Annotated in this window: 24 protein-coding genes and 1 pseudogene; 7 read left to right on the top strand and 18 right to left on the bottom strand. The window is 44.6% G+C overall.

All coding sequences use genetic code 11. The annotated features are described in order from the left end of the window. Positions 1 to 150: 150 nt before the first annotated feature. Together CLV93_RS19665 and CLV93_RS19660 are read right to left on the bottom strand one after the other, a co-directional pair. The gene (locus tag CLV93_RS19665) at positions 151 to 420 is read right to left on the bottom strand and encodes a hypothetical protein (protein WP_146142095.1); all 270 of its coding nucleotides are present in this window, start codon (positions 418 to 420) and stop codon (positions 151 to 153) included. A 36-nt stretch (positions 421 to 456) separates the two neighbouring features. Next, positions 457 to 1,008 carry an outer membrane beta-barrel protein gene (locus CLV93_RS19660; protein WP_106543943.1) on the bottom strand — a complete coding sequence of 184 codons (552 nt, stop codon included), beginning with the start codon at positions 1,006 to 1,008 and terminating at the stop codon, positions 457 to 459. 374 nt (positions 1,009 to 1,382) lie between these two features. Between CLV93_RS19660 and CLV93_RS19655 the strand changes: the two genes are divergently transcribed. Continuing rightward, positions 1,383 to 1,808, top strand: a complete 426-nt coding sequence (locus tag CLV93_RS19655; RefSeq protein WP_106543942.1) for an FKBP-type peptidyl-prolyl cis-trans isomerase — start codon at positions 1,383 to 1,385, stop codon at positions 1,806 to 1,808. Positions 1,809 to 1,870: 62 nt separating this feature from the next. Here the strand turns inward: CLV93_RS19655 and CLV93_RS19650 are convergent, their stop codons facing one another. The 11 genes from CLV93_RS19650 to CLV93_RS19605 form a co-directional block, all read right to left on the bottom strand. Then, positions 1,871 to 2,422 carry a 2-oxoacid:ferredoxin oxidoreductase subunit gamma family protein gene (locus CLV93_RS19650; protein WP_106543946.1) on the bottom strand — a complete coding sequence of 184 codons (552 nt, stop codon included), beginning with the start codon at positions 2,420 to 2,422 and terminating at the stop codon, positions 1,871 to 1,873. A 27-nt stretch (positions 2,423 to 2,449) separates the two neighbouring features. Further along, positions 2,450 to 3,262: a thiamine pyrophosphate-dependent enzyme gene (locus CLV93_RS19645; protein ID WP_106543941.1), complete on the bottom strand. Its 813-nt coding sequence runs from the start codon at positions 3,260 to 3,262 to the stop codon at positions 2,450 to 2,452. Positions 3,263 to 3,265: 3 nt separating this feature from the next. After that, positions 3,266 to 4,351: a 3-methyl-2-oxobutanoate dehydrogenase subunit VorB gene (locus tag CLV93_RS19640; protein WP_174821596.1), complete on the bottom strand. Its 1,086-nt coding sequence runs from the start codon at positions 4,349 to 4,351 to the stop codon at positions 3,266 to 3,268. Positions 4,352 to 4,376: 25 nt separating this feature from the next. Next, positions 4,377 to 4,604, bottom strand: a complete 228-nt coding sequence (locus tag CLV93_RS19635) for a 4Fe-4S dicluster domain-containing protein (protein WP_106543939.1) — start codon at positions 4,602 to 4,604, stop codon at positions 4,377 to 4,379. Positions 4,605 to 4,643: 39 nt separating this feature from the next. After that, complete coding sequence (locus tag CLV93_RS19630; RefSeq protein WP_106543938.1) at positions 4,644 to 5,990, bottom strand: aminotransferase class I/II-fold pyridoxal phosphate-dependent enzyme; 1,347 nt, start codon at positions 5,988 to 5,990, stop codon at positions 4,644 to 4,646. A gap of 334 nt (positions 5,991 to 6,324) precedes the next feature. Continuing rightward, a complete protein-coding gene (locus CLV93_RS19625; protein ID WP_106543937.1) occupies positions 6,325 to 6,843 on the bottom strand; it encodes a flavodoxin domain-containing protein in 519 nt (172 codons plus the stop codon). Between the two features lie 10 nt (positions 6,844 to 6,853). Next, the gene (locus tag CLV93_RS19620) at positions 6,854 to 7,690 is read right to left on the bottom strand and encodes a prephenate dehydratase (protein WP_211297925.1); all 837 of its coding nucleotides are present in this window, start codon (positions 7,688 to 7,690) and stop codon (positions 6,854 to 6,856) included. A 152-nt stretch (positions 7,691 to 7,842) separates the two neighbouring features. Beyond that, complete coding sequence (locus tag CLV93_RS20340; protein ID WP_153637069.1) at positions 7,843 to 7,998, bottom strand: hypothetical protein; 156 nt, start codon at positions 7,996 to 7,998, stop codon at positions 7,843 to 7,845. Between the two features lie 4 nt (positions 7,999 to 8,002). Continuing rightward, complete coding sequence (locus CLV93_RS19615) at positions 8,003 to 8,428, bottom strand: ACT domain-containing protein (protein ID WP_106543935.1); 426 nt, start codon at positions 8,426 to 8,428, stop codon at positions 8,003 to 8,005. 235 nt (positions 8,429 to 8,663) lie between these two features. Continuing rightward, a complete protein-coding gene (locus CLV93_RS19610; protein WP_106543934.1) occupies positions 8,664 to 10,214 on the bottom strand; it encodes an arylsulfatase in 1,551 nt (516 codons plus the stop codon). A 24-nt stretch (positions 10,215 to 10,238) separates the two neighbouring features. Then, positions 10,239 to 12,299, bottom strand: a complete 2,061-nt coding sequence (locus tag CLV93_RS19605) for an acetate--CoA ligase family protein (protein WP_106543933.1) — start codon at positions 12,297 to 12,299, stop codon at positions 10,239 to 10,241. A gap of 69 nt (positions 12,300 to 12,368) precedes the next feature. Between CLV93_RS19605 and CLV93_RS19600 the strand changes: the two genes are divergently transcribed. Continuing rightward, positions 12,369 to 13,277, top strand: a complete 909-nt coding sequence (locus tag CLV93_RS19600; protein ID WP_106543932.1) for a hypothetical protein — start codon at positions 12,369 to 12,371, stop codon at positions 13,275 to 13,277. Here the strand turns inward: CLV93_RS19600 and CLV93_RS19595 are convergent. Further along, positions 13,274 to 13,663 carry a group III truncated hemoglobin gene (locus CLV93_RS19595; protein WP_106543931.1) on the bottom strand — a complete coding sequence of 130 codons (390 nt, stop codon included), beginning with the start codon at positions 13,661 to 13,663 and terminating at the stop codon, positions 13,274 to 13,276. The genes CLV93_RS19600 and CLV93_RS19595 overlap by 4 nt on opposite strands. A gap of 412 nt (positions 13,664 to 14,075) precedes the next feature. Here CLV93_RS19595 and CLV93_RS20730 point away from each other — a divergent pair. The 5 genes and pseudogenes from CLV93_RS20730 to CLV93_RS19575 all read left to right on the top strand — a co-directional run. Beyond that, positions 14,076 to 14,270: pseudogene (locus CLV93_RS20730) on the top strand (4Fe-4S binding protein); the annotation flags it as partial. A 117-nt stretch (positions 14,271 to 14,387) separates the two neighbouring features. Next, complete coding sequence (locus CLV93_RS20725; RefSeq protein ID WP_425529591.1) at positions 14,388 to 14,627, top strand: 4Fe-4S dicluster domain-containing protein; 240 nt, start codon at positions 14,388 to 14,390, stop codon at positions 14,625 to 14,627. Between the two features lie 25 nt (positions 14,628 to 14,652). After that, positions 14,653 to 15,237: a glutaredoxin domain-containing protein gene (locus CLV93_RS20400; RefSeq protein ID WP_211297924.1), complete on the top strand. Its 585-nt coding sequence runs from the start codon at positions 14,653 to 14,655 to the stop codon at positions 15,235 to 15,237. A gap of 178 nt (positions 15,238 to 15,415) precedes the next feature. Next, the gene (locus tag CLV93_RS19580; RefSeq protein ID WP_106543929.1) at positions 15,416 to 15,703 is read left to right on the top strand and encodes a co-chaperone GroES; all 288 of its coding nucleotides are present in this window, start codon (positions 15,416 to 15,418) and stop codon (positions 15,701 to 15,703) included. Between the two features lie 232 nt (positions 15,704 to 15,935). Then, positions 15,936 to 16,625 carry a WG repeat-containing protein gene (locus tag CLV93_RS19575; protein WP_170109010.1) on the top strand — a complete coding sequence of 230 codons (690 nt, stop codon included), beginning with the start codon at positions 15,936 to 15,938 and terminating at the stop codon, positions 16,623 to 16,625. 103 nt (positions 16,626 to 16,728) lie between these two features. Here CLV93_RS19575 and CLV93_RS19570 read toward each other — a convergent pair whose 3' ends face one another. Genes CLV93_RS19570 through CLV93_RS19555 form a run of 4 tightly spaced genes read right to left on the bottom strand, consistent with a single transcriptional unit; the run spans position 16,729 to position 20,816 of the window. Further along, complete coding sequence (locus CLV93_RS19570; protein ID WP_106543927.1) at positions 16,729 to 18,873, bottom strand: S46 family peptidase; 2,145 nt, start codon at positions 18,871 to 18,873, stop codon at positions 16,729 to 16,731. A 54-nt stretch (positions 18,874 to 18,927) separates the two neighbouring features. Continuing rightward, positions 18,928 to 19,509, bottom strand: coding sequence for a Maf-like protein (locus CLV93_RS19565; RefSeq protein WP_106543926.1), 582 nt, complete (start codon positions 19,507 to 19,509; stop codon positions 18,928 to 18,930). Positions 19,510 to 19,514: 5 nt separating this feature from the next. Beyond that, a complete protein-coding gene (locus tag CLV93_RS19560; RefSeq protein ID WP_106543925.1) occupies positions 19,515 to 20,045 on the bottom strand; it encodes a KdsC family phosphatase in 531 nt (176 codons plus the stop codon). 3 nt (positions 20,046 to 20,048) lie between these two features. After that, on the bottom strand, positions 20,049 to 20,816 hold the full coding sequence (locus tag CLV93_RS19555; protein ID WP_106543924.1) for a Rossmann-like and DUF2520 domain-containing protein: 768 nt from the start codon (positions 20,814 to 20,816) through the stop codon (positions 20,049 to 20,051). Positions 20,817 to 21,020: the final 204 nt, after the last annotated feature.

Raw genomic sequence — 21,020 nt, 5'->3', positions numbered from 1 at the left:
CAACAATGCCTACCAAAAATCAGGAAAATGTTCGGAACAATCAGGTTAGCTGCTTAAAAAATGAGGCCGCCCTTTTTGGACAGCCTCTTTTTTATTCCTTAACAACCTTGTCAATCGAAAGAATGACTTCGATTCAAGATTTTGTGTTTCTTAAAAATAGTAGGTGAAACCAAGGTTGATACCCTGCTTGCTGTAAGGCGAAGTAGTCGACAATGCTTCGTTCGCATTTACCGGATTACCACTCTGGTCTACCTGGATTTTGTCTTTGTAGGTAACTTCTATCGGACCGGGATAAGTACTCAATGCATCGTTACCATTTACCTCATACTTAGTAACCTTTGATTTCTTACGTTTAATGTTCAGGTAAACACCTTCGATTTCCGTAAATACCGAAAGCTTGTCGTTCAGTTTATATTCCATACCCAAAACACCTTTGAAACCCAAAGAAAATTTACCTTACATTTTCTGTTCAACTTTCAAATCTGCAACCGGAACCAATTGGGTTGGGTCAGAAGGATTTGGCATAAACTGAGTTATATTAGCATTCACCATCGAGTATCCACCAACAGGCAATACAAACCCAACTTTGGTGTAAACCGAGAATTTCTTCGAGTGACCGGTGCTCATAATAATGGTCGGTGAAACACGATATTGACGTGTGTAAACATCAATTTTGGGTTGCTGACCTGCTGAATTAGGCACACCGTAATCGGCAACATTTACTGTCTTACCAATAAGATAAGTGAAATCAACTTCTGCACCAATGTTATCATTCAGGTAATAACCAGCAGAAATTCCAACAGGAATACCGGCACCAATCGAAGTATAAATTTGCTCCTGGTAGCCATCAGCGGTAACTTTTCCCTGGCCTAAATCAACGTAATAACCATCTTTGGCTACACCCCATCCGTAACCACCTCGTGCTTTGAGGTAAAAATTCTGTGCTGAGAGTGACTGGCCAATGCCCATCACCATCATAGCGATTGCGATAGTTTTCAGTAATTTCATTTGCTTATTTTTTGAACGTAAATGGTCAATTAAACTTTTCGCCTATTCAGAATGAATCTATGTAACTACCTGATAATGCGAACTATTTAAACGATTTAGTAATATTAAAAGTGGCGTGAAAGTAGAAACAAAATATTAATTGGCAAAACATAACTTCTTGCCATTCAGATTTTTAGAATATTAGGTTTAAAAATTCTAAAATTAAGTTAAAAAATAGCACCTGTTTTTTGTTTGGAGCACAATTACTTAAGATTCCATACAAATCGAAACATTACAATATTTAGATGTGAAAAAAATTGCTATTATAAAACATAAGAAACCCATCAAGTGTCTTTTTGACGCTATTTACTCATGATTCCCTTTCTTTGTAAAAGATGAAAAAGAAGAACAAAAAGCAAGGAGGTTCGTCCGGACAAAACAGGAAAACCAGTGACGATTTTCTAGAAAAGAACGTAAAGAAACCGGAAATTAATGTGACGGAATCCGGACTTCAATACGAAATTATCAAGGAGGGTGACGGAGCAGTTCCCGATCCAGATGGCTATGTGAAGGTTCATCAGCGGGCCTTGCTGGTTGGCGGCAAGATACTTGACGATACTTACAAGAACAACGAGCCGATGGAGTTTAAGCTAAAGGAAACCATCGACGGTTACCAGGAAGGCTTGCTGATGATGAAAACCGGAAGTCGTTACATGTTCTTTATTCCGCCAGAGCTGGCTTGGGGTAAACGAGGTTCGGGCGGAAGAATTGGCCCAAATGCCGTCGTGATTTTTGATGTCTCGCTTCTCGAGTGCTGGTAGGCGGTTTTAATAAAAAGAAAAAACCCGAACAAAATGCCCGGGCTGATTCTATTGTATCAAGTTTAAACGGTGTGCACTGTTTCCATATTCTTTTGCCCCACCCCAATGGCTTCGAGGTTAAGCGGAATAAGTTTGTGATGCCTTTCGGGAAGTGATTTCTCCAATCCCTTTTCAACTTTCTCCATCGGAAAGATAGGCTTCACTTTCAGGTAGGCGCCCATCACAATCATGTTGAATGTTTTTGGGTTACCCATTTCGGCTGCCAAACGCGCTCCTTCCACCTTGTAGATATTAATATCCTTACGTGTCGGAGGATGAACGATTCCGTTCGGATCGTATAACAAAACGCCGCCCGGCTTCACCTGCTTTTCAAACTTATCCAGCGATTGCTGGTTCAGAATAATGGCGGTATCGAATTCGTGCAGAATGGGAGAACTGATGCGTTCGTCACTGATGATAACAGATACGTTGGCTGTTCCACCGCGCATCTCAGGTCCGTATGAAGGAAACCAGGTTACTTCCTGATCCTGCATGACACCGGAATACGCCAGGATTTTTCCCATGGAAAGAACGCCTTGTCCACCGAATCCGGCTATAATGATTTCTTCAGTCATTTCTTGATTTTTTGGTTCGGTAATCAATTAAACATTCATTTTCAACGCTTCCGGATCTTCTTTCTCTCCGTCTTTCAGGTCGCCAAGAGGATAGAACGGGAACATGTGTTCTTCCATCCATTCGTTGGACTCAACCGGAGAAATTTTCCATCCTGAATTACAGGTTGCAACTACTTCCACGAAAGCAGTTCCCTTTTTGTTGGCCTGCACTTCAAATGCTTTCCGGATGGCTTTTTTCGTTTTCCGAACGGCTGCCGGCGTCTGAACACTCTGACGGGTTACATACGCTGCACCAGGCAACTGGGCAATCAACTCGGTAATTTTCAGCGGGTACCCATTCAGATCGACGTTACGACCGTGAGGCGTAGTAGCTGTTACCTGGCCAACCATCGTTGTAGGAGCCATCTGACCACCGGTCATTCCGTAAATAGCGTTATTAATAAACACCATCACGATATTCTCTCCACGGTTAACCGCGTGCATGGTTTCAGCAGTACCAATCGCTGCCAGGTCGCCGTCGCCCTGATAACTGAAGACGAACTTATTCGGGAAAACCCGTTTTACACCTGTAGCCACTGCCGGTGCGCGACCGTGAGCTGCTTCGTGCCAATCGATATCGATGTAATTGTAGGCAAAAACCGAGCAACCTACCGGTGAAACACCGATGGTATCTTCCTGAATGCCCATTTCATCAATCACTTCGGCGATAATTTTGTGCACTACACCATGGCTGCAGCCCGGACAATAGTGCATCACTTTATCCGTCAATACAGGAGACTTCTGGTAAACCAAATTCTCCGGCTTGATGATATTCTGTATATTTTCTGCTACTTCTGCCATGGTTTATCCTCCTATCAATTTTTGTTCGAGTGCCTTTTCAACTTCATCAGGCGAAGGAATGATACCTCCCATTCGTCCGTAATACTCAACCGGAACCTTACCATTCACAGCCAGGCGAACATCTTCCACCATCTGTCCTGCATTCATCTCAACCGAGAGGAATCCTTTCACGTGTCCGGCCATTTTTTTGATTTCTTCCGTTGGGAACGGGAACAGAGTAATCGGACGAAGCAAACCGACTTTGTGTCCTTTTGCACGAGCCAGCTGTATTGTTTTCTGGCAAACACGCGCAGCCGATCCAAAAGCAACAATTACGTAGTCAGCATCGTCGCAATCGATGGCTTCGAAGCGTACTTCGTTCTCCTGAATCTTCTGATATTTTGCCTGGAAACGAATGTTGTTCCGTTCCATCCTATCTGACTCCAACTCCAGCGAAGTAATGATATTCTGCTCGCGATCGGGACTTTTGCCAATAGCGGCCCAGCTATCCGAAATCTCTTTCACTTCTTCGTCGGTCCAGCGGGGCTTGTAATCGGCCAGTTCCACTTTTTCCATCATCTGACCAATGGCTCCATCTGACAGAATCATTACCGGATTCCGGTATTTGAACGCCAGTTCGAAACTCAGGTCAACAAAATCATTCATCTCCTGAACTGATGCAGGAGCGAGTACAATCAACCGGTAGTCACCATGCCCACCACCTTTGGTTGCCTGGAAATAATCGGCTTGCGAAGGCTGAATGGTTCCCAAACCGGGACCACCACGCTGCACATTCACAATTAAACAAGGTAATTCAGCACCGGCGAGATAGGAAATTCCTTCTGCCATCAGGCTGATACCGGGACTTGACGAGGAAGTCATTACTTTTTTTCCTGAGCCGGCAGCTCCATAAACCATGTTGATCGAAGCCACCTCACTTTCGGCCTGAAGGACCACCATACCAGTTTCATCCCAGGGACGACGGTTCATCAGGGTTTCCATAACTTCGGATTGCGGGGTAATAGGATATCCGAAATAACCGTCACATCCACAACGGATGGCAGCTTCGGCAATCACCTCATTACCTTTCATTAATCTTAGTTCTCCCATTATGTTAACGTTTCTTGAATGTTAGTTAAGCAATTTTGGCTCTATACACCGTAATACAACTGTCCGGACAAACCATAGCGCAGTTTGAGCAACCAGTGCAAGCCTCCGGATTCTCCATGTACGAATAATGATATCCCTTTCCGTTGACGTTGCGGTGCAAAGCCAGTGTCTGAGTAGGACATGCCACTACGCACAAATTACATCCTTTGCACGTGTCCACGTCAACTACTACCGCTCCTTTAACTTTAGCCATTCTAAATTGATTTTTTGGTTATCGTTGATTCTTTGATTTCTATATCATCTCACGACTTTTCTCCCGTTTCTCCCCTATCGGGAAATCGTGATGAAATTGTTCGAGTCTTTTTTCCAGGTCTGCAAACTGGTTGCGTCCAACGTGCGAAACACAGGCGCGCAAACCTTCTTTGGTACTTCCGGTGTTGCCTAATGTAATGGCGCTAACACCATAGAACAAGAGATTGTGAAGCAACTCGCCTCCGGTCATGCCGGGATAATCTATCGTAAAATAGAAACCGTCGCCTATCTCCTCGTCCATATCTTTATCATATACAATCCGGAATCCGTTTTTAAGGAACATCTCCTTCATGATGTGTGCCCGCTCACCGTATTCCTTCACGTCCTTCACAAAATCGAACTTGCCATCGTTAGCCGCTTTCAACATCGCAGCCAAAGCATACTGTGCTGAGTGCGACGTACCCGACGACAACGAGTAAAGCGCCCGGTGAACAATAGCACCTCCAAAGGTTTGTACGTTCAGCCGTGCCGGAAGATTCGGATATTTCCGGTGATAAAGCGCGTCGGAAATAACCATCATGCCAATGCGCTGACCAGCGTAAGAGAATACTTTCGAGCTTGAAATCAATAACACGTAATTATCCGTATACCGTGCCACGGTAGGTTGATAAGGCGGTACGCCCGGTTTAGATAAATCGGTGCGGAAATCCATGGCAAAATACGCCAGATCTTCCATTACCGTTATGTCGTACTTATTCGCTAATTCGCCAATAATCTGAAGTTCGGTCTCAGTGAGACATATCCATGTCGGATTGTTGGGGTTAGAATATATAATAGAGTGAATGTGTCCTTTCGAAAGGAATGATTCTAATTTCTCCCGAAGTTTTTCACCTCTGTAATCGTACACATCAAACGATTCGTACTTCTGGCCCATCACCAACATTTGTTGTTTCTGCACCGGAAAGCCCGGGTCGATAAACAACATGGTATCCCTTTCTTTCCGGCAACTTCCGGCTACCAGAAAAGCAGCATAACCTCCCTGCATCGAGCCTACCGTAGGAATACATCCCAACGGATCCACATCAATATTCATAAAAAGTTTCACGAAACGTGAAACCTCGTCTTTTAAAGGTTGAATTCCATCAATTCGCGGATAAATAGAAGCTACATTATTTTTTAGTGCTTCAATTTCCGCTTCAACACCAATACGGGCCGGCGGTAATCCGGGAATCCCCATTTCCATACGAACATACCGATCGCCGGTTTTTGCTTCGATATTACTTACAAGTTGAACGATTTCGCGGATGGAAGCTTTTCCCAAATCAGGGACGTCCAACGCCTGAACATTTTGTTCAACAATTTCTTTGTTTATTGGTGTATTGGCCATCTTGAAAATGTAATTTGTTAGGAAATAAACGAAGAATAGCAGGTTTGGCAAAGCCTTGCAGAATGCTAGGCAACATGTTTTTACGATCCGGATGAAACTAACGATCCGGCGCTTTCAGTTTGATAAAAAACTATCCTTTTTCGCCTTCAATTTTACAATGTCTGCGTCAGGATTTTTTGGTCTTTTTTGACCATTTTCCGGAAATTCATCCAAAATGTTTTGTTCAGATTCCGATTTCAGTTATCTTTTTACATCTACCTGAACCTATTCTTGCTTTTACGATACATGAAAAAGCGTTGTACCACACAAATGATGATACAACGCTTTTTTCATATTAAAATTCATTTTTTAGTTGAGCAACCCAGGCTTTCACTCTTTCGGGGGTGAGGTCCTTTTCGTAATCTTCATCGAGCGGAAGGCCGAGAAACAGACCGTCTTTCAATGCTTCAGAGTCCTGAAAGTTGTATCCTTCCGGAGATGTTTTCCCCATTAGGGTACCCTTATTCTTCAGTATAATCTTGGCCAGGAGGCCCATTGAATCGACAAAATGATAGGCATACGTAATATGGTCGCCCAGACCGAATAATGCCACTTTCTTACTACTGAAATCAAAATCACGAACTATCGGAAAGAATTCAGCCCAATCGGTATTGGTAAATTCCTGGTCCCAGGTATCTTTTCCAACCGTGGAAATTCCAAAAATGATTTTCCCGTATTTATTCAAATCATTAATGGATGCCTGATTAACCGGAATCAGATCGATGTTCTCTTCACCGAATTCCTGTGCCACAATTTTTGCAGCGTGATGTACCGAACCGTTTAACGGACCAAAGAATAATGCGATTTTATCCATTGCTTGAGGTTTATGGTTTGTTTAACTCAATATCCCCCTTTTTGTATTCTCCCATAATGGCAAGGCTCGAAACATTTTTGAGTACCAAATGAATGGCACGTTCGTAATTATCTTCTGTATCGTATTCCAGGTCAACATGGAATGAATATTCATTGGGTTTCCCAACGATGGGTATTGATTGAATTTTTGTCAAATTAATCTTATTGTCACCAAATATGGTCAGTACTTTTGCCAGCGCGCCATAATAGTGTCCGCACTGAAAAGAGATGGACGCCTTGTTGGTTCCTGCAATCGGATTGTTATGCTTCGACAATACGAAGAAACGCGTATAGTTCTTCTTGTTTGTCTCAATTCCTCTCTCCAGAACTTCAAGACCATAAATTTCAGCCGACCGCTGATTTCCGATGGCTGCCACATTCTTATATTTTTCTCTTGCCAGTTCCTGTGCAGCTCCGGCGGTATCTGATTTTTCCTGCAGCTTGATCTCACCAAAGTGTTGGTCGATATATTCGGAACACTGCCTGAGCGCAATCGGGTGCGAATGAATTTCCTGAATGTCGTCGAATTTTGTTCCCGGATAAACCATCAGATTCATTTGAATATGCAGGTAAATCTCACCGACAATATGTAAATGGAAATCATGCAGCAAAGCATAATTGGCCAGCAGGCTTCCGGCAATGGAATTTTCGATAGCCATCACGGCTCCATCAACCTCATCGCGATCAAGCAACTCGCAAACCTTGCGAAACGTCCGGCACTCCACAATTTCCACATCCTCGCCAAAATATTTCCGGGCGGCATCCTCATGAAACGAGCCTTTTATTCCCTGTATGGATATCTTTTTCACTAAATCAAATTTAAATCCGTTTATTAATCCAGAGCAAGTTAACTAAAAAAATCCCGTTTCCTGCGGCTTTCGGCTGTTTCCATAAAGCAGTGTCACAATTCATAAGGTTTTACATAACGGAATTTGCTCACATTCCAGTTCTTCCGTTAATGTTAATTCTTTGTAGCCGGCTGCTCTGTATATACACTCAAACTGCGCTTCAATCCCGCCGAAAACGAACTCCAGTTAAAAGCAATCAGCGCCAGAATGACAACCAGCGCGCTCAAAAGCAGTTTTTCGTGCAAATTCAAATCCCGAAACTTCTTCATATTCTTATATCTTGTACAAATCGCTGGCTCTTATCAACTCCAGCTTGTTCTTCTGCAACACCTCAATGCAGCGCTCTACATCGTTAGGTTTCATTATAATATTAGCAGCATCTCCCATCGAAAGGGCGTACATGTACTCAATCGAAATTTCATTTCTGCTGAGAATTTTCAAGGCCCGGGCCAAAGCACCGGCCTGATTGGGACAGCTCAGGCAAACCACTTCTGTCTGCCTTACAGTAAATCCACGTTGCTGCAAAATTTCCATAGCTTTTTCCGGGTCGGAGACAATTAACCGTAAAATTCCAAACTCCGCCGTATCAGCCACCGAAAAAGCACTAATGTTGATCCCTGCTTCACCTAAGATCTGGGAAATCTCGTTCAATCGCCCGGATCTGTTTTCCATAATAACAGAAACTTGCTTTATTAACATCTTATTTACCCCGTTATGGTTCAACCCTTTAATTTAGCGAAAAACAGGGAATATTGCTTTAAATACCGGTGTGAATTGGAAAAAGTATCTTCCTTCACAAAATTAAAAATATTCGAGCGCTGAAAGATATAATTCCTTTTAATCCTGAATTTTATAATTATTCTAATTACTGACCAGGTCACGTAAACACCATCGCATAAAATGGGAAAGATAGGTGTCCATTACAGCTCATTATTCAGGATGTTGGATAATTGGGACTGTACAGCATATTTTCTGTCCTTTTCACCAACCGACCATTTTGCACGAAACCTTCACCTCGTTCACTTAAATGCTGAGCCATGCGATTGCGCCATTTTTTTAATTCACTTTGCCAGGAAGAATCGGCGTGCAGTTCATGCTTCTCTCCCGGGTCATTGACCAAATCGAAAAGTTGTTCCTCCCCGGTACGGAAAAACCAAATGTACTTGACCTTTCCGTCTGTTAAAGCACTCCAGTAATTTTCGGGACGGTAGGTTGTGGCATGCTCCAAATCGATATACTCTCGCCATTCAGAATTTTGTTCCACCACCAGCGAAAGCATGGAACGGCCATCCATCGTATCGGGAACTGAAACCCCGGCAGCATCCAGGAAGGTGGGTAGCCAATCGCGCAACTCAACGGGGTGTTCAAGCTCGCTACCTTTTTTTACCTGTGCCTTCATCCATTCGGGCCACTGCATGATGAAAGGAATATGTGATGAGCCCTCGTAAACATAAGTTTTCCGCCAGTGATAATGGTCGCCCAGCATATCGCCATGATCGGCGGTGAAACAAATCAAAGCATTTTCATACCAACCTTTTTGTTTCAAGGCATCAATGATTTGTCCCACCTGCTCATCAATGTAGGTGATATTGGCGTAGTAATGCCGGCGGGCCTTTACAGCGTGCTCCGTTCCAAAATTGCCAAAAGCGGCATCCGGTGTATCAGGGTAATTCGCAAATTCCTCACACCAGTCGCCAATCCAGGGTTCGGGAATTTCGATGTTATCGTATTTTTCCAACAAACGTTTCGGCGGATCATAAGGACTATGAGGCCGCGCAAACGAAATCTTCAGGAACAAAGGCTGTTTAAGTTGATAATTATTGATGAATTCAACTGCCGTTTGCCCTGTCCAATAGGTTGGATGTAATTTCTCATCAAGCTTGTAAGTTCCCGCCCGGTGTTCATTCCACCCTATTCCGGTAGCATTGGGATCGGAACCCGGTGCTTGCAACTTAAACCAGTCGTGGTAATCACTGACAAAACCATCTTGTTCAACCCTGCCCGACTCATCGACCAACGTGCCATAAAAGCCATGAAGTGATTTCTGCGGAAACCAGTGCATTTTCCCTATGCCGAAGGTGTAATATCCAGCTTCACGAAGCATTTGCGGCATCTCGAACGGATACTTCCGGGCAACTCTTCCGTAGCCCAGCATTCCGTGATGCCAGGGAGACAGTCCGGTTAGTAATCCGGCACGAGCAGGAGTACAACTTGGCGTAGATGAGTAGCCATTCCGGAAAACGACACCATTTTGCGCCAGCTTGTCAATATTCGGAGAAATCACCGCAGGATTTCCCATGCATCCCAGCGCATCGAAACGCTGCTGGTCGGTCATGATAAAAATGATGTGTGGCTGCCTGGGTTGTTTTGAATCTTCCGATGATTGGGAAAAAGCCTTCTCTGTGGCACCAACCATTAAACCGGCTGTTGCCACGGAGGTGGAGCGGATAAAATTTCTCCGCGATATATTCAAGGCATTTCCCATCGGAAGCACAGGTTATAAGTTAGTTTACTTCTCAATACGGATGCGTGCATCCACCGCCAAAATACGATCGCCTTTTCCCAGCAATGGATTCAAATCCATCTCTTTAATTTCAACGGCAAAACGCAACATGGATGACAGACGAACGATGATTTCCGCAAATTTATCTTTGTCAACGCCTTCCATTCCACGGTAGCCGTTGATGATTTTGTACGCTTTCAGGTTGCGAATCATTGAATGTGCTTCGGGGAATGTCAACGGTGCCAGCCCGGAAGTTACATCTTTAAATACTTCCACGAAAATACCGCCCATTCCGCACAACATCACGTGACCAAATTTATCCTGGTAAGAAGCACCGATGAACAGCTCAATACCTTCGGCTTGCTCGGCCATTAAAACAGCAGTCGTGCCTTTGATTTTCATCAGTCGGGCAAACTCCTTACGCACCATATCTTCGTCCCTGATATTCAAAGATACACCACCTACTTCGGTTTTGTGTACCGGTCCAACCACTTTCATTACGAGCGGGAAGCCAAGCTCCTTGGCAGCTTCGGCAGCTTCGTCGACACTTTGTACCACACGCTCCTGCGCAAACGGAATGGAAGCGGCTTTCAGCAACGCATGAATTTTTTCGGGTGGCATGTAACCGTTCTCACAACTTTCAACAACGCGCCTGATTTCTGCAACGTCTACTCCTTCAAGATAAATATTCTCATCTGATGGTTTTGGGGTACGGTATACTTTCGTCAAAGCTCGTCCCAGCAACACTTCATCAGGGAAGTTCACATTTCCACTGGAGATAAAATAAGCGACATCTTTCTGCACATTAATAACTGACGGCAAAATCGGGTAAATTGGCTTCTTGCAAGTCTTCATCTTATCGCTCAACACCTTGTACACATCGGTAACCGGCTGTAATCCGGGACTGCCGAAAATAACAGCCATCCCGTCAATGTCATCGAAATCATTCTCGCAGGCGTCGATAATCGCTCCTAACTGTTCAGCGTTTCCGGTTGCCAGAAAATCGATGGGATTCTCGACTGAGGAACCGGGGAACAGCTTATCCTTCAATGCTGCTTTGACTTTTGTATCCGGCAAACGGGGAATTCTCAAACCGCCGTCTTCCAACGCATCGGTGAGCATAACCGCGGGACCGCCGGCATGGGTAATGATGGCCATGTTCTTGCCTTTCAGCTCTTCGAACATGAAAATACTGGCAACAGTCGTCAACTCTTCCCTTCCGTAACAACGAACAATTCCGGCTTTTCGGAACAACGCTTCTACGGCCGAATCGGAACTGGTCATCGCACCGGTGTGTGAAGAAGCGGCACGACTTCCGGCTTCCGAACTTCCGGCTTTGATACCGGCAATCTTGCATCCTTTCCTGATAAGGGAAGACGCATGCCACAAAAATTTATCGGGATTATGAATCGACTCCACATAAAGCATTTTGACCGGCGCCGATGTTTCCGGATCGTAGGTTTTATCCCAATATTCCAACACCTCTTCCACACCAATCTGGGCCGAGTTTCCTACCGAGAAAACGTTGGCAAAATGCAATCCTTTCGGGATACCCGATTCCATAATGAATACGGCAGTTGCGCCCGAACCGCTGACAAAATCACATCCCTTCGGATCGAATTTGGGAATGGGCGACGTAAAGACGCCGGCGTACTCAGGCGTTAATGCACCAATACAGTTAGGGCCGATTAGTACACCTCCAACAGATTTAACGGTCTCCACCATTTGTCTTTCCCATTCGGCACCCTGTTCACTCTCCTCACTAAATCCGGCGGAAATAACTATAAATGCTTTCGTTTTCTTGGTGTGAGCCAGAATTTCAACTGTCTGCGGACAAAGCTTGGCGGGAATGGCCAGAATGGCCAAATCGATCATCGGCAGCTCATCTACCTTGGCAAAAGTTTTGATTCCCTGAATTTCCGGGTCTCGGGGATTCACGGCATAGAGTTTCCCCTTATATTTATGTTCCTGAAGGTTAAGCAGAATTTTACCTCCCGGTTTCGAGACATCATTCGAAGCGCCGATAACGGCAATACTTTTTGGCGATAATAGTTGTTTGTTTAGCATATAACAGCATATTAATTTAAATCAACCCGAGCCAAATGTATTAAAATATGCAGATGGAAAAGCTGATCGATGACAGGCGGAAACATGACGTTCAGCACATATTCAACCATCATGGGCTCCTTCATTATGGTTATAAAAACGAATATTTGCTATCTTTCAGCAATGGCTGACATGGAACAAAAAATAGTGGTTTGGTGCGACTTCTCGCCCGGAATGAATGCTGCTCTGGTTCATGGCATTTATATGGCAAGTATTCTGAGAAAGGAGCTGTTGCTGCTACACTTGATTGATAAAAGTCATCAGGAAGATAAACTGATGGCCGAAGCCAAGATGCGCGGTGTGGCCGGAAGAACTTCTGATATTATTCCGTCAGTCAAGGTGCGATATTTAGTTCGCGAACACGAACTATCTCAAGAAATGCTAATGGATTTGTCGGAAGTTTACGATGTCATTCTGATGACGGCGGAAAAGAGTTCCTCCAAGCAATTGCTGCCCAAACTGAAACTTTCGGGGTTTCCTTTTCTGTTTGTCGAAGGAGAAGAAGAGGTTGAGAATTTATACAAAAGACTGATCATCCCGGTTGGTTACATGCGCCGAAGCAAAGACCTGGCACTTTGGGCCAGTTACATCGGACGGAATAACCAGGCACTTGTTGATTTGATGGCAGCCCGTGAACCGGGGAAGGATGATCGGAAACGAGTCAAGAAGAATCTGTCAGCCATCGAAATGCTGTTCGACAAATTTGCCTTTCCTTACCAGGTCATCGAAAGCAGTTCTCAAACCTGGAAGCTCTCCAAATCAGCTTTAGAACATGCCCTCACGATTTCGGAGGCCTTGCTGATTGTTTCAGGAAATGACAAAACTACTTTTATCGACAGCTGGCTGGGACTAACCTTACCGAAATTACTCCGAAAATCGGGAAATATCCCGGTGATGTGCATCAACTCCTACCTTGATTTGTATACGCTGTGTGGCTAAATTTCTTTGGCCTCCCAACTGTTTTGCCGGTGCTTTTCAATCTTCTCCAGGAACGCATGTGCCATTGTCTCTCCACGAAGTAGAGCACGCTCCGCAATCATTCCTTCAAAGTTACTTTTCACTGTTTCGTTCCATATCTCTAACCAACGGGAAAAATGTTCGCCACCAATATTCATGTTAAAATGCATTTCCACAGGCTTACCATAATAATCGGGTTTGCGTAACAACACCGTGTTCCAAAAACGGTACAGACGTTTGTGATGCTTCTCCCAACGACCTTCCAACCGACTGTTGAAAATGGGGCCGAGCAAATCGTCCTCCCTTACTTTGGCGTAGAAATTATCCACCAGGAATTTGATGTCATCGATGGATTCAATGTCCTTCATTGCGGTTACATTTAGGTTTGTCGCTATTTCTGTTTCCTCAAATGTTGCGTTTTCTTCTGAGCCTTACAATAACAACACTCATCACGAGGAACTATTATGCGCATTTTGTCAGTCTCATCCTGAAACTATCCACCATCAAACTTCAACAAATAAACCACACGTATACAAACCATTACAAACGACACACTGCTTGTAATTCCCAAAAGAACGAAGCGTATAAATAATATCTCAAGTAAAGCTTATTCAGACAAATTATATATTCATTCATCTGGATATGTCAGTATGTCATTTTTTCGCAACTTGGCACACTTGTTGGCAGAAAAAGGTTGATTGTGAAAATACAATCGGATGTCCTGACCAACAGATAATGCACTATAAATGTGAATTATAGATTCTCAAAAGCAACAAAGCGATGAAGAAGCAGAAACTGTTACGGTGGGCCATCAAACAACGCAAAGTGATTCAGGTAATCATTGGCGTAGCGCTCTACATCATTATTGGTTATTATCATATTTCACTGTGGTATGTGCTCCTTTTCGGGGCCATAACCGGTGTTATTCTGGGGAAGGTATTCTGCCGCTGGATGTGCCCGATGGGAGTTATGATGGAGTTTCTCACGAGTATGACTCCCGGGGAATCGTTTCGGCAAACGTACCAATACCACAAGTTAGGATGTCCGATTGCATGGATTTCCGGTTGGCTGAACCGGTTCTCATTTTACCGGATTTCGCTGAACAAGGATACCTGCAAATCATGCGGCATCTGCGATAAGCAATGCTATATTTCAACGTTGAACTCAGCGAAATACAGCATTTACCAAAATGGGAAAGAGCGTCCCGGGGCCAGTTTTAGCTGCTCGAAATGTTTGCAATGCGTTTCGGAATGCCCCAACGGAAGTTTGACATACAGGTTTGCCTTTTCTCCGCTGAAGACGGGAAAACAGGTGAACATGAAAAAGAAGTAAAAACAGTTAGAGATTGATTAATCGCATGAAACAAATTCATTCATTCGACGAACTAAAAAAAGCGGTCGGAACCGAAGGAAAATCGTTCCTGCTGCTATACAAATCGAGTGGCTCGGAACAAAATAACTGCGCGCTTAAGGCGGTAGAATCGGCCGCGGCCAATGTGGAAAAAGCCAACGTATTAACAGCCGATGTTTCCACTGTTCGGGATATTCACCCGCAATACGGAATTACCTCCGTGCCCAGCTTGCTGGAATTCGAGAACGGAGAAATGAAAAAAGTGGTGAAGGGCTGCAGCGAAGAAAGCTTCTACCAAAACCTGTTTGAAGGTGGAACTTTCCATTCCGCGGCAGCCGGTGATGATGAAAAACCACAGAAGAATGTCGTGGTTTATTCAACGCCCACCTGTACTTACTGTAATGCAATTAAATCCTATTTCAAGGAAAACAATATTCGCTTCCGCGACATTGACGTTTCGCGCGACCAGAAGGCCGCTGAAGAAATGGTCAAACGCAGCGGACAGCAGGGCGTCCCGCAGACGCTCATTAACGGACAGGTCGTTGTTGGGTTCGATAGACCCCGCATCAACGCACTGTTGGGAATCAGGTAATTTTCCTGTCGCACCACGAGCCGGAATTTCCGGAGTGGCGTTGCTGAAGCCGATTCTTTTGCCGATGTACCTTTTGGGTTCCTGATTTTGGTTGTATTTTTAATAGCCATAGTTATTCATTGACACTGATTATCGACTGTGATTTTAAATTTTGTTAAACCATAATTAGTTAGGTACCATGAAAGAGCTTCAACCAGTAAATCAGAATGTACTGATTGAGTTAACCGAAGATAGCCACGAAGAAAAAACGGCTGGCGGAATTATTATTCCCGATTCGGCGAAAGCGAAAAAGAACATTGGCAAAGTAGCTGCCATCAGCAACGTTGAAAACCCGGAGATTGCAGTGGGTGACATGGTGCTGTACAAAGAGTTCAGCGGAAATGAAGTTGAATTCGAAGGGAAAAAATATCTGTTGCTTCCCTACGCCGACATCTTGTCGAAAGTAGTGGAAACCGACGAAATCTGATTCTCTTTTTACCATCAGAAAATCCCGTAACCGGCCATGCTGGTACGGGATTTCTTTTTTAATGAAAATTCTTTCAGCCTTTCACTCAATAAATCACCCACAGGCTACGTTGGTATTTAAGGTACCAAGTATGGAGGGCGTCATGAAACACTTCTTTTTTACTCTCGCAACAGTCTTTTTTTGCATATCCTTTTCCACAGCACAAACCACCGAAAGAAAAACCAACTACCAGGTGGTAAGCAAATATGGTGACTACGGCGTTCCGTGGGCTCTAATCAAAAAAAACGGCAAGTTTGGGTTCATCGACCAGCAAGGAAACGTGGTCGTAGCTCCTCAGTACGAATCCATCGAAAAATATGGTGCACATGGCGTTTCGTGGGCATTGGTCGAAAAGGACGGCAAGCTGGGATTTATCGATAAATCGGGAAAGGAAGTGGTAAAACCGCAGTACGAAATGATTGACCATTTTGGAACGTATGGTCCTCCATGGGCTTTGGTTCGGAAAGACGGCCGCCTGGGATTTATTGATCAGGAAGGGAATGAAGATTTTTCAATTGCTGCCACCGGTAAACTTTACGAAGGACATAGAATCTCATTTCAGCAAAATATTAACAAAGGAGACAACTCCTCATATATCGACCGGGCCATAAAGGAAATTACCCGGCTCCGGATTCAATCTCCTTCCGCCTTGAGCGACAACAGTAATGATATGTTTGCTTTGATTCTCCGTGACCGGAATCTGGACCGGTATTCAGTTCTTCCGCAAAGAACCAAACACATTTCCGATGGAACAGTTAAATATTATTCTCCTTGGAATGTTTCGTCGGTCAATGGCAGAATACGTTGCAACTATCACAACAATGAAAGCGATTCGGACATGATTGCTCCGAAAGTCAATCCTCCGGTTTCGCAAAAAGATTAGCTAGTAAAATTTCCAGTAATTCTTCTTTCCGAAATATCGAAAAGAAATAAAAAGCCCCGCCGGTACCTTCCAGCGGGGTTTTATTTTATCGTTGAATAATGGATTAATTCACCAATTCCATTTCATCTAACAGATAGCCGGCTCCGGCAAATTTATCGATGACAAACAGCGCATAGCGAATGTCCAGCATAATGTTGCGGCATTGGTCCGGATCGAACATGATGTCGCTCATCGTGCCTTCCCACGTACGGTCGAAATTCACTCCAAGCAGGTTTCCTTCGGCATCCACTACCGGACTTCCTGAATTTCCTCCGGTTGTATGATTTGAGGCACAAAAAGCCACCGGAACCTGCCCTTTTCCATTCGTGTATTGGCCAAAATCTTTTTCCCGGTACAAGCCCTTCAAACGATCCGGAACATCATAATCGTAAATCTCCGGATTGTCTTTCTCCATAATGCCTTTCAAAGTGGTGTAATACTTGTAATGCACGCCGTCACGTGGGTCGTAGCCTTCCACTTTTCCGTAGGTCACCCGCAATGTGAAATTCGCATCAGCCATCATCCGTTTACCCTTGTTCATTTCGAGCAAACCAGCCATGTACAACTTCTGATTGGCTTTTATCGAATCGTTCAGTTCGCGGTAGCGCGATTCCACTTTTACCTCGTAGGTATTCCGAAGCGCCCTGTAAAGTTGCATCACCGGGTCTTTCTCCAGCTTTTTCGCCGCTTTTGTATCAAAACCATCCAACATCTGGTTCAGTACCGTTTCATTTGTCAACACAGACTTCCGGTAAAGTTTTGCCAATTTTTCCGGAGTGAGTTTGGTCAACTCTTCAGGCAGCCATTTTCCCGGAAGGTCATTTGCATACATGGTCAACAAGGCCGTAAACACTTTCTCATCGGTCGCCTGATGGTAATCTTTGAAATAGCTGGCTACCTCATCTTTCAATTCCGGAAGAGCTCCTTCCAACCGACTCTCCGCATTGTATTCCGCCAAACGGCGAATACGATCAAGCTTCTGCGCCAAGCTAAAGATATCGGTCCCTCTCTTCACTACCTCCGAGTAGTAGTCATCGGCACGTTGGTAAGGAGCAAACTCCGCATACAACTCTTCAAACCGCGGCAAAACTTCGCCGTATTTTCCCTTTCGCGAAGAAGACTCATTCAACCATTCGGTAAAGGCTTTTTCTCCTTCCTGTTTTTTCTCCACAGCGTTCAGTCGCTTCAATCCTTTTACCTCGCCTTGCCAACGTTTCCACGAGTTCGACGTGCGGGCGTATTTCGAGGCATATTGAATACGAACAGCTCTGTCTGCTTCCATGTCGGCAGCCAGAATATTCAGTTTCTTCGTCCGGATAGCCACCTTTTCCGGATCGCTTTGTGTCATTATCAGTTTCACAGCCTGCGAAGGCAAATATTCCTGCGTTGTTCCCGGATAACCGAAAACCATGGTGAAATCACCCTTCTTCACTCCGCGCATCGAAATGGGAAAAAATTTCTTCGGTTTGTATGGAACATTATCGGGTGAATACTCAGCTGGTTTGTTGTCCTTTCCCGCATAAATACGGAAAACAGAAAAATCACCAGTATGCCGCGGCCACATCCAGTTGTCGGTATCACCACCAAATTTACCAATAGCCGATGGCGGTGCTCCTACCAAACGAATATCCTTGTACACTTCGTAGACATACACAAAATATTGGTTGCCATAAAAAAGTGGCTTAACGACAGCTGTATAGTCAGTTCCTTCGGTCGCTTCCTTTTCAATCTTCGCCGTGTTTTCGTTAATGCGCGTTTGCTTATCACTTTCCGTCAGCGAATCGGTCACTCCTTCCAGTGCTTGTGCAGTGACATCATCCATTCTTACCAGGAATTTAACAGTCAGGCCGGGATTAGGCAGTTCTTCATCGCGGTTCATCGCCCAAAAACCATCGGTCAGGTAATCGTGCTCAACCGAAGAATGTTTCTGGATGGAGCTGTATCCGCAGTGATGATTCGTAATCAGCAAGCCATCGGGCGAAATTACTTCGCCAGTACACCCGCCGCCAAAAATCACCACGGCATCTTTCATGCTGGCATGGTTCACACTGTAAATATCGTCGGCAGTCAGTTTGAATCCCATCTGCTGCATCTCTTCGATGTTGTATTTCTGCAACAGCGTTGGAATCCACATTCCCTCTTTCGCGGAAGCGGAGAAAATAAATCCCCACACCAGCAAAAGGGAAAGCAGTAAGTTCTTAAAATTCATTTTATAAGTAGGTTTGTTTGTTCTGGAGGCCAAAAATAAGAAAAGAAGACTGAATTACCATTTGCTCAATTCCTCGTACAAATGCTGCACCGGCAGTCCCATCACGTTGAAATAGGAACCTTCGATTCGCTCGATGCCAATGTATCCAATCCATTCCTGGATGCCGTATGCCCCTGCTTTGTCGTAAGGTTTGTAGTGTGTGATGTAATAGTCGATTTCTTCCTGCGAAAGCTCTTTGAAAAAAACGTCAGTTACTGCGGCAAAACTAACCTGTTTCGTTTTCGAGGTCAGGCAAACACCCGTCACGACTTCGTGCTGCCGCCCCGAAAGCTTCCGGAGCATGTCAACCGCTTCGTCATAATCAGTTGGCTTACCCAATACTTCGTCAGCTACATATACAATGGTATCGGACGTGATGACCAGGTCATTCTCCTTCATCGTTCCAACAAAAGGCTCAGCTTTTAGCCGGGCTAGATATTGCGGAATCTCCTCCATGGGCAATCCTTCCGGGAAGACCTCGTCCACCTCATGAATTTCCGTCACAAAATCAATATCCAAATCAGCCAGCAGCTGTTGCCGCCGAGGTGATTTCGATGCCAGAATAATGCGATAATCCTTCAGATTTTCCAGTACCATACTCCTTAAAAACTGCTCCAGTGTAATTTTTCGGGGTCAATCCATGTTCCCTGTGCGCGCAACACCTGCTCAATCACGTCGCGTACACAACCTTCGCCACCATTCCGGTCGGAAATGTATTTCGAAACGGATTTGATTTCTGTTACAGCATCATTCGGGCAAACCGGAACACCAACGCGTTTCATCACCAGGTAATCAGGCAGGTCATCCCCCATGTACATCACTTCCGATTCTTTCAAACCTGTCTTTTTCAGGAAATCTTCGAAAAAGGTGATCTTATCGAGCGAGCCCATGTACAGATGAGTGACACCCAGTTTTTGGTAGCGTTTCCGTACTTCGGTAGTGTTCCCGCCGGTAATAATGGCCAACGGGTAACCAGTGCGTATAGCGTGAACCATCGCAAATCCGTCACGAATATTGGCTGTTCTGACTGGATCGCCTTCGCCAGTCAGAGGTTGTATAATGCGGGACAAAACGCCGTCGACATCGAACGCAAAGCCTTTGACGTTCATCAGTTCTTCCTTGAAAAATGCCATAATTTATTTAGTATGTAATTGATGAATACTTTCGCTAAGTAGTTTGTAGATGTTGTTCCATTGCGGATGCTCCTTCAACATATCCATGTGCCGGTCAATCACGTTCCGGTCGAAACGAACAGCCGGACCGGTTTGTACTTCCTTTGGTGAAAACTCTAACGCCTTGGCGGCGGTCTCTGCAATCAAGGGTTTTAGAATATTAAAATCTATTTCCTTCTCACTCAGTAACTCCTCTCCGATAGCATAAAGATGATTCACAAAATTGCACACAAACACAGCCGAAAGATGCAATTGCCGGCGTTGTGCCGAATCAATTTCCCGTACATCGTTGAAGATAGAAGTTCCAAGCTTGCGCAGAATATCGATATTTTCCGAATTGTTGGCCTCAATGCAGACAGGAATCTGAGAGAAGTCAAGCTCTCTTGATTTGGAAAATGTTTGTAGTGGATAGAATACACCAAAGTTGGCTGAGAACGGTTTCAGAACATCCATCCGCAAGCTTCCGGCTGTATGCGCCACCAACCGGCCACCGAGGTTGATTTGTGTCAGCAATTCTTCCAGCGCCTTGTCACTAACCGATACCAGATACAGTTGCCCTTCCGGAGAAATTTCTCCTGGATGAGTTGTCCAGACGGTATTCAGCTTGTCAGCCAGAGCGGCAGCCGATTCCTCGGTCCTTGAATAAACCTGTACAATCCGGTGATTGCACTCAACAAGTCGCAGGCCCAGTCGGGTTGCCAGATTACCTGCTCCAATCAGAACAATATCCATCGTTCAAATTTTTTCCAAAACTACGGAAAATCGGTGCAAACACCAGCCCATACTGATTATCCAATTGTAAAGTATCTTCTCTGAATGCTCATAAAACAAAAAAAGGCATCCGTTTGGCTACCTTCACACACAATCCTCTACAATACTACAACCCCTACGGGGTATCCGCTTCGCAGAAGAAAATTCCTAATGACCATTTTAAGT

The sequence above is a fragment of the Prolixibacter denitrificans genome (assembly GCF_003014495.1).
Classification (GTDB): Bacteria; Bacteroidota; Bacteroidia; order Bacteroidales; family Prolixibacteraceae; genus Prolixibacter; species Prolixibacter denitrificans.
Note: the sequence above shows the minus strand (reverse complement) of the source record. Positions and strands in the feature narration are given on the sequence as shown.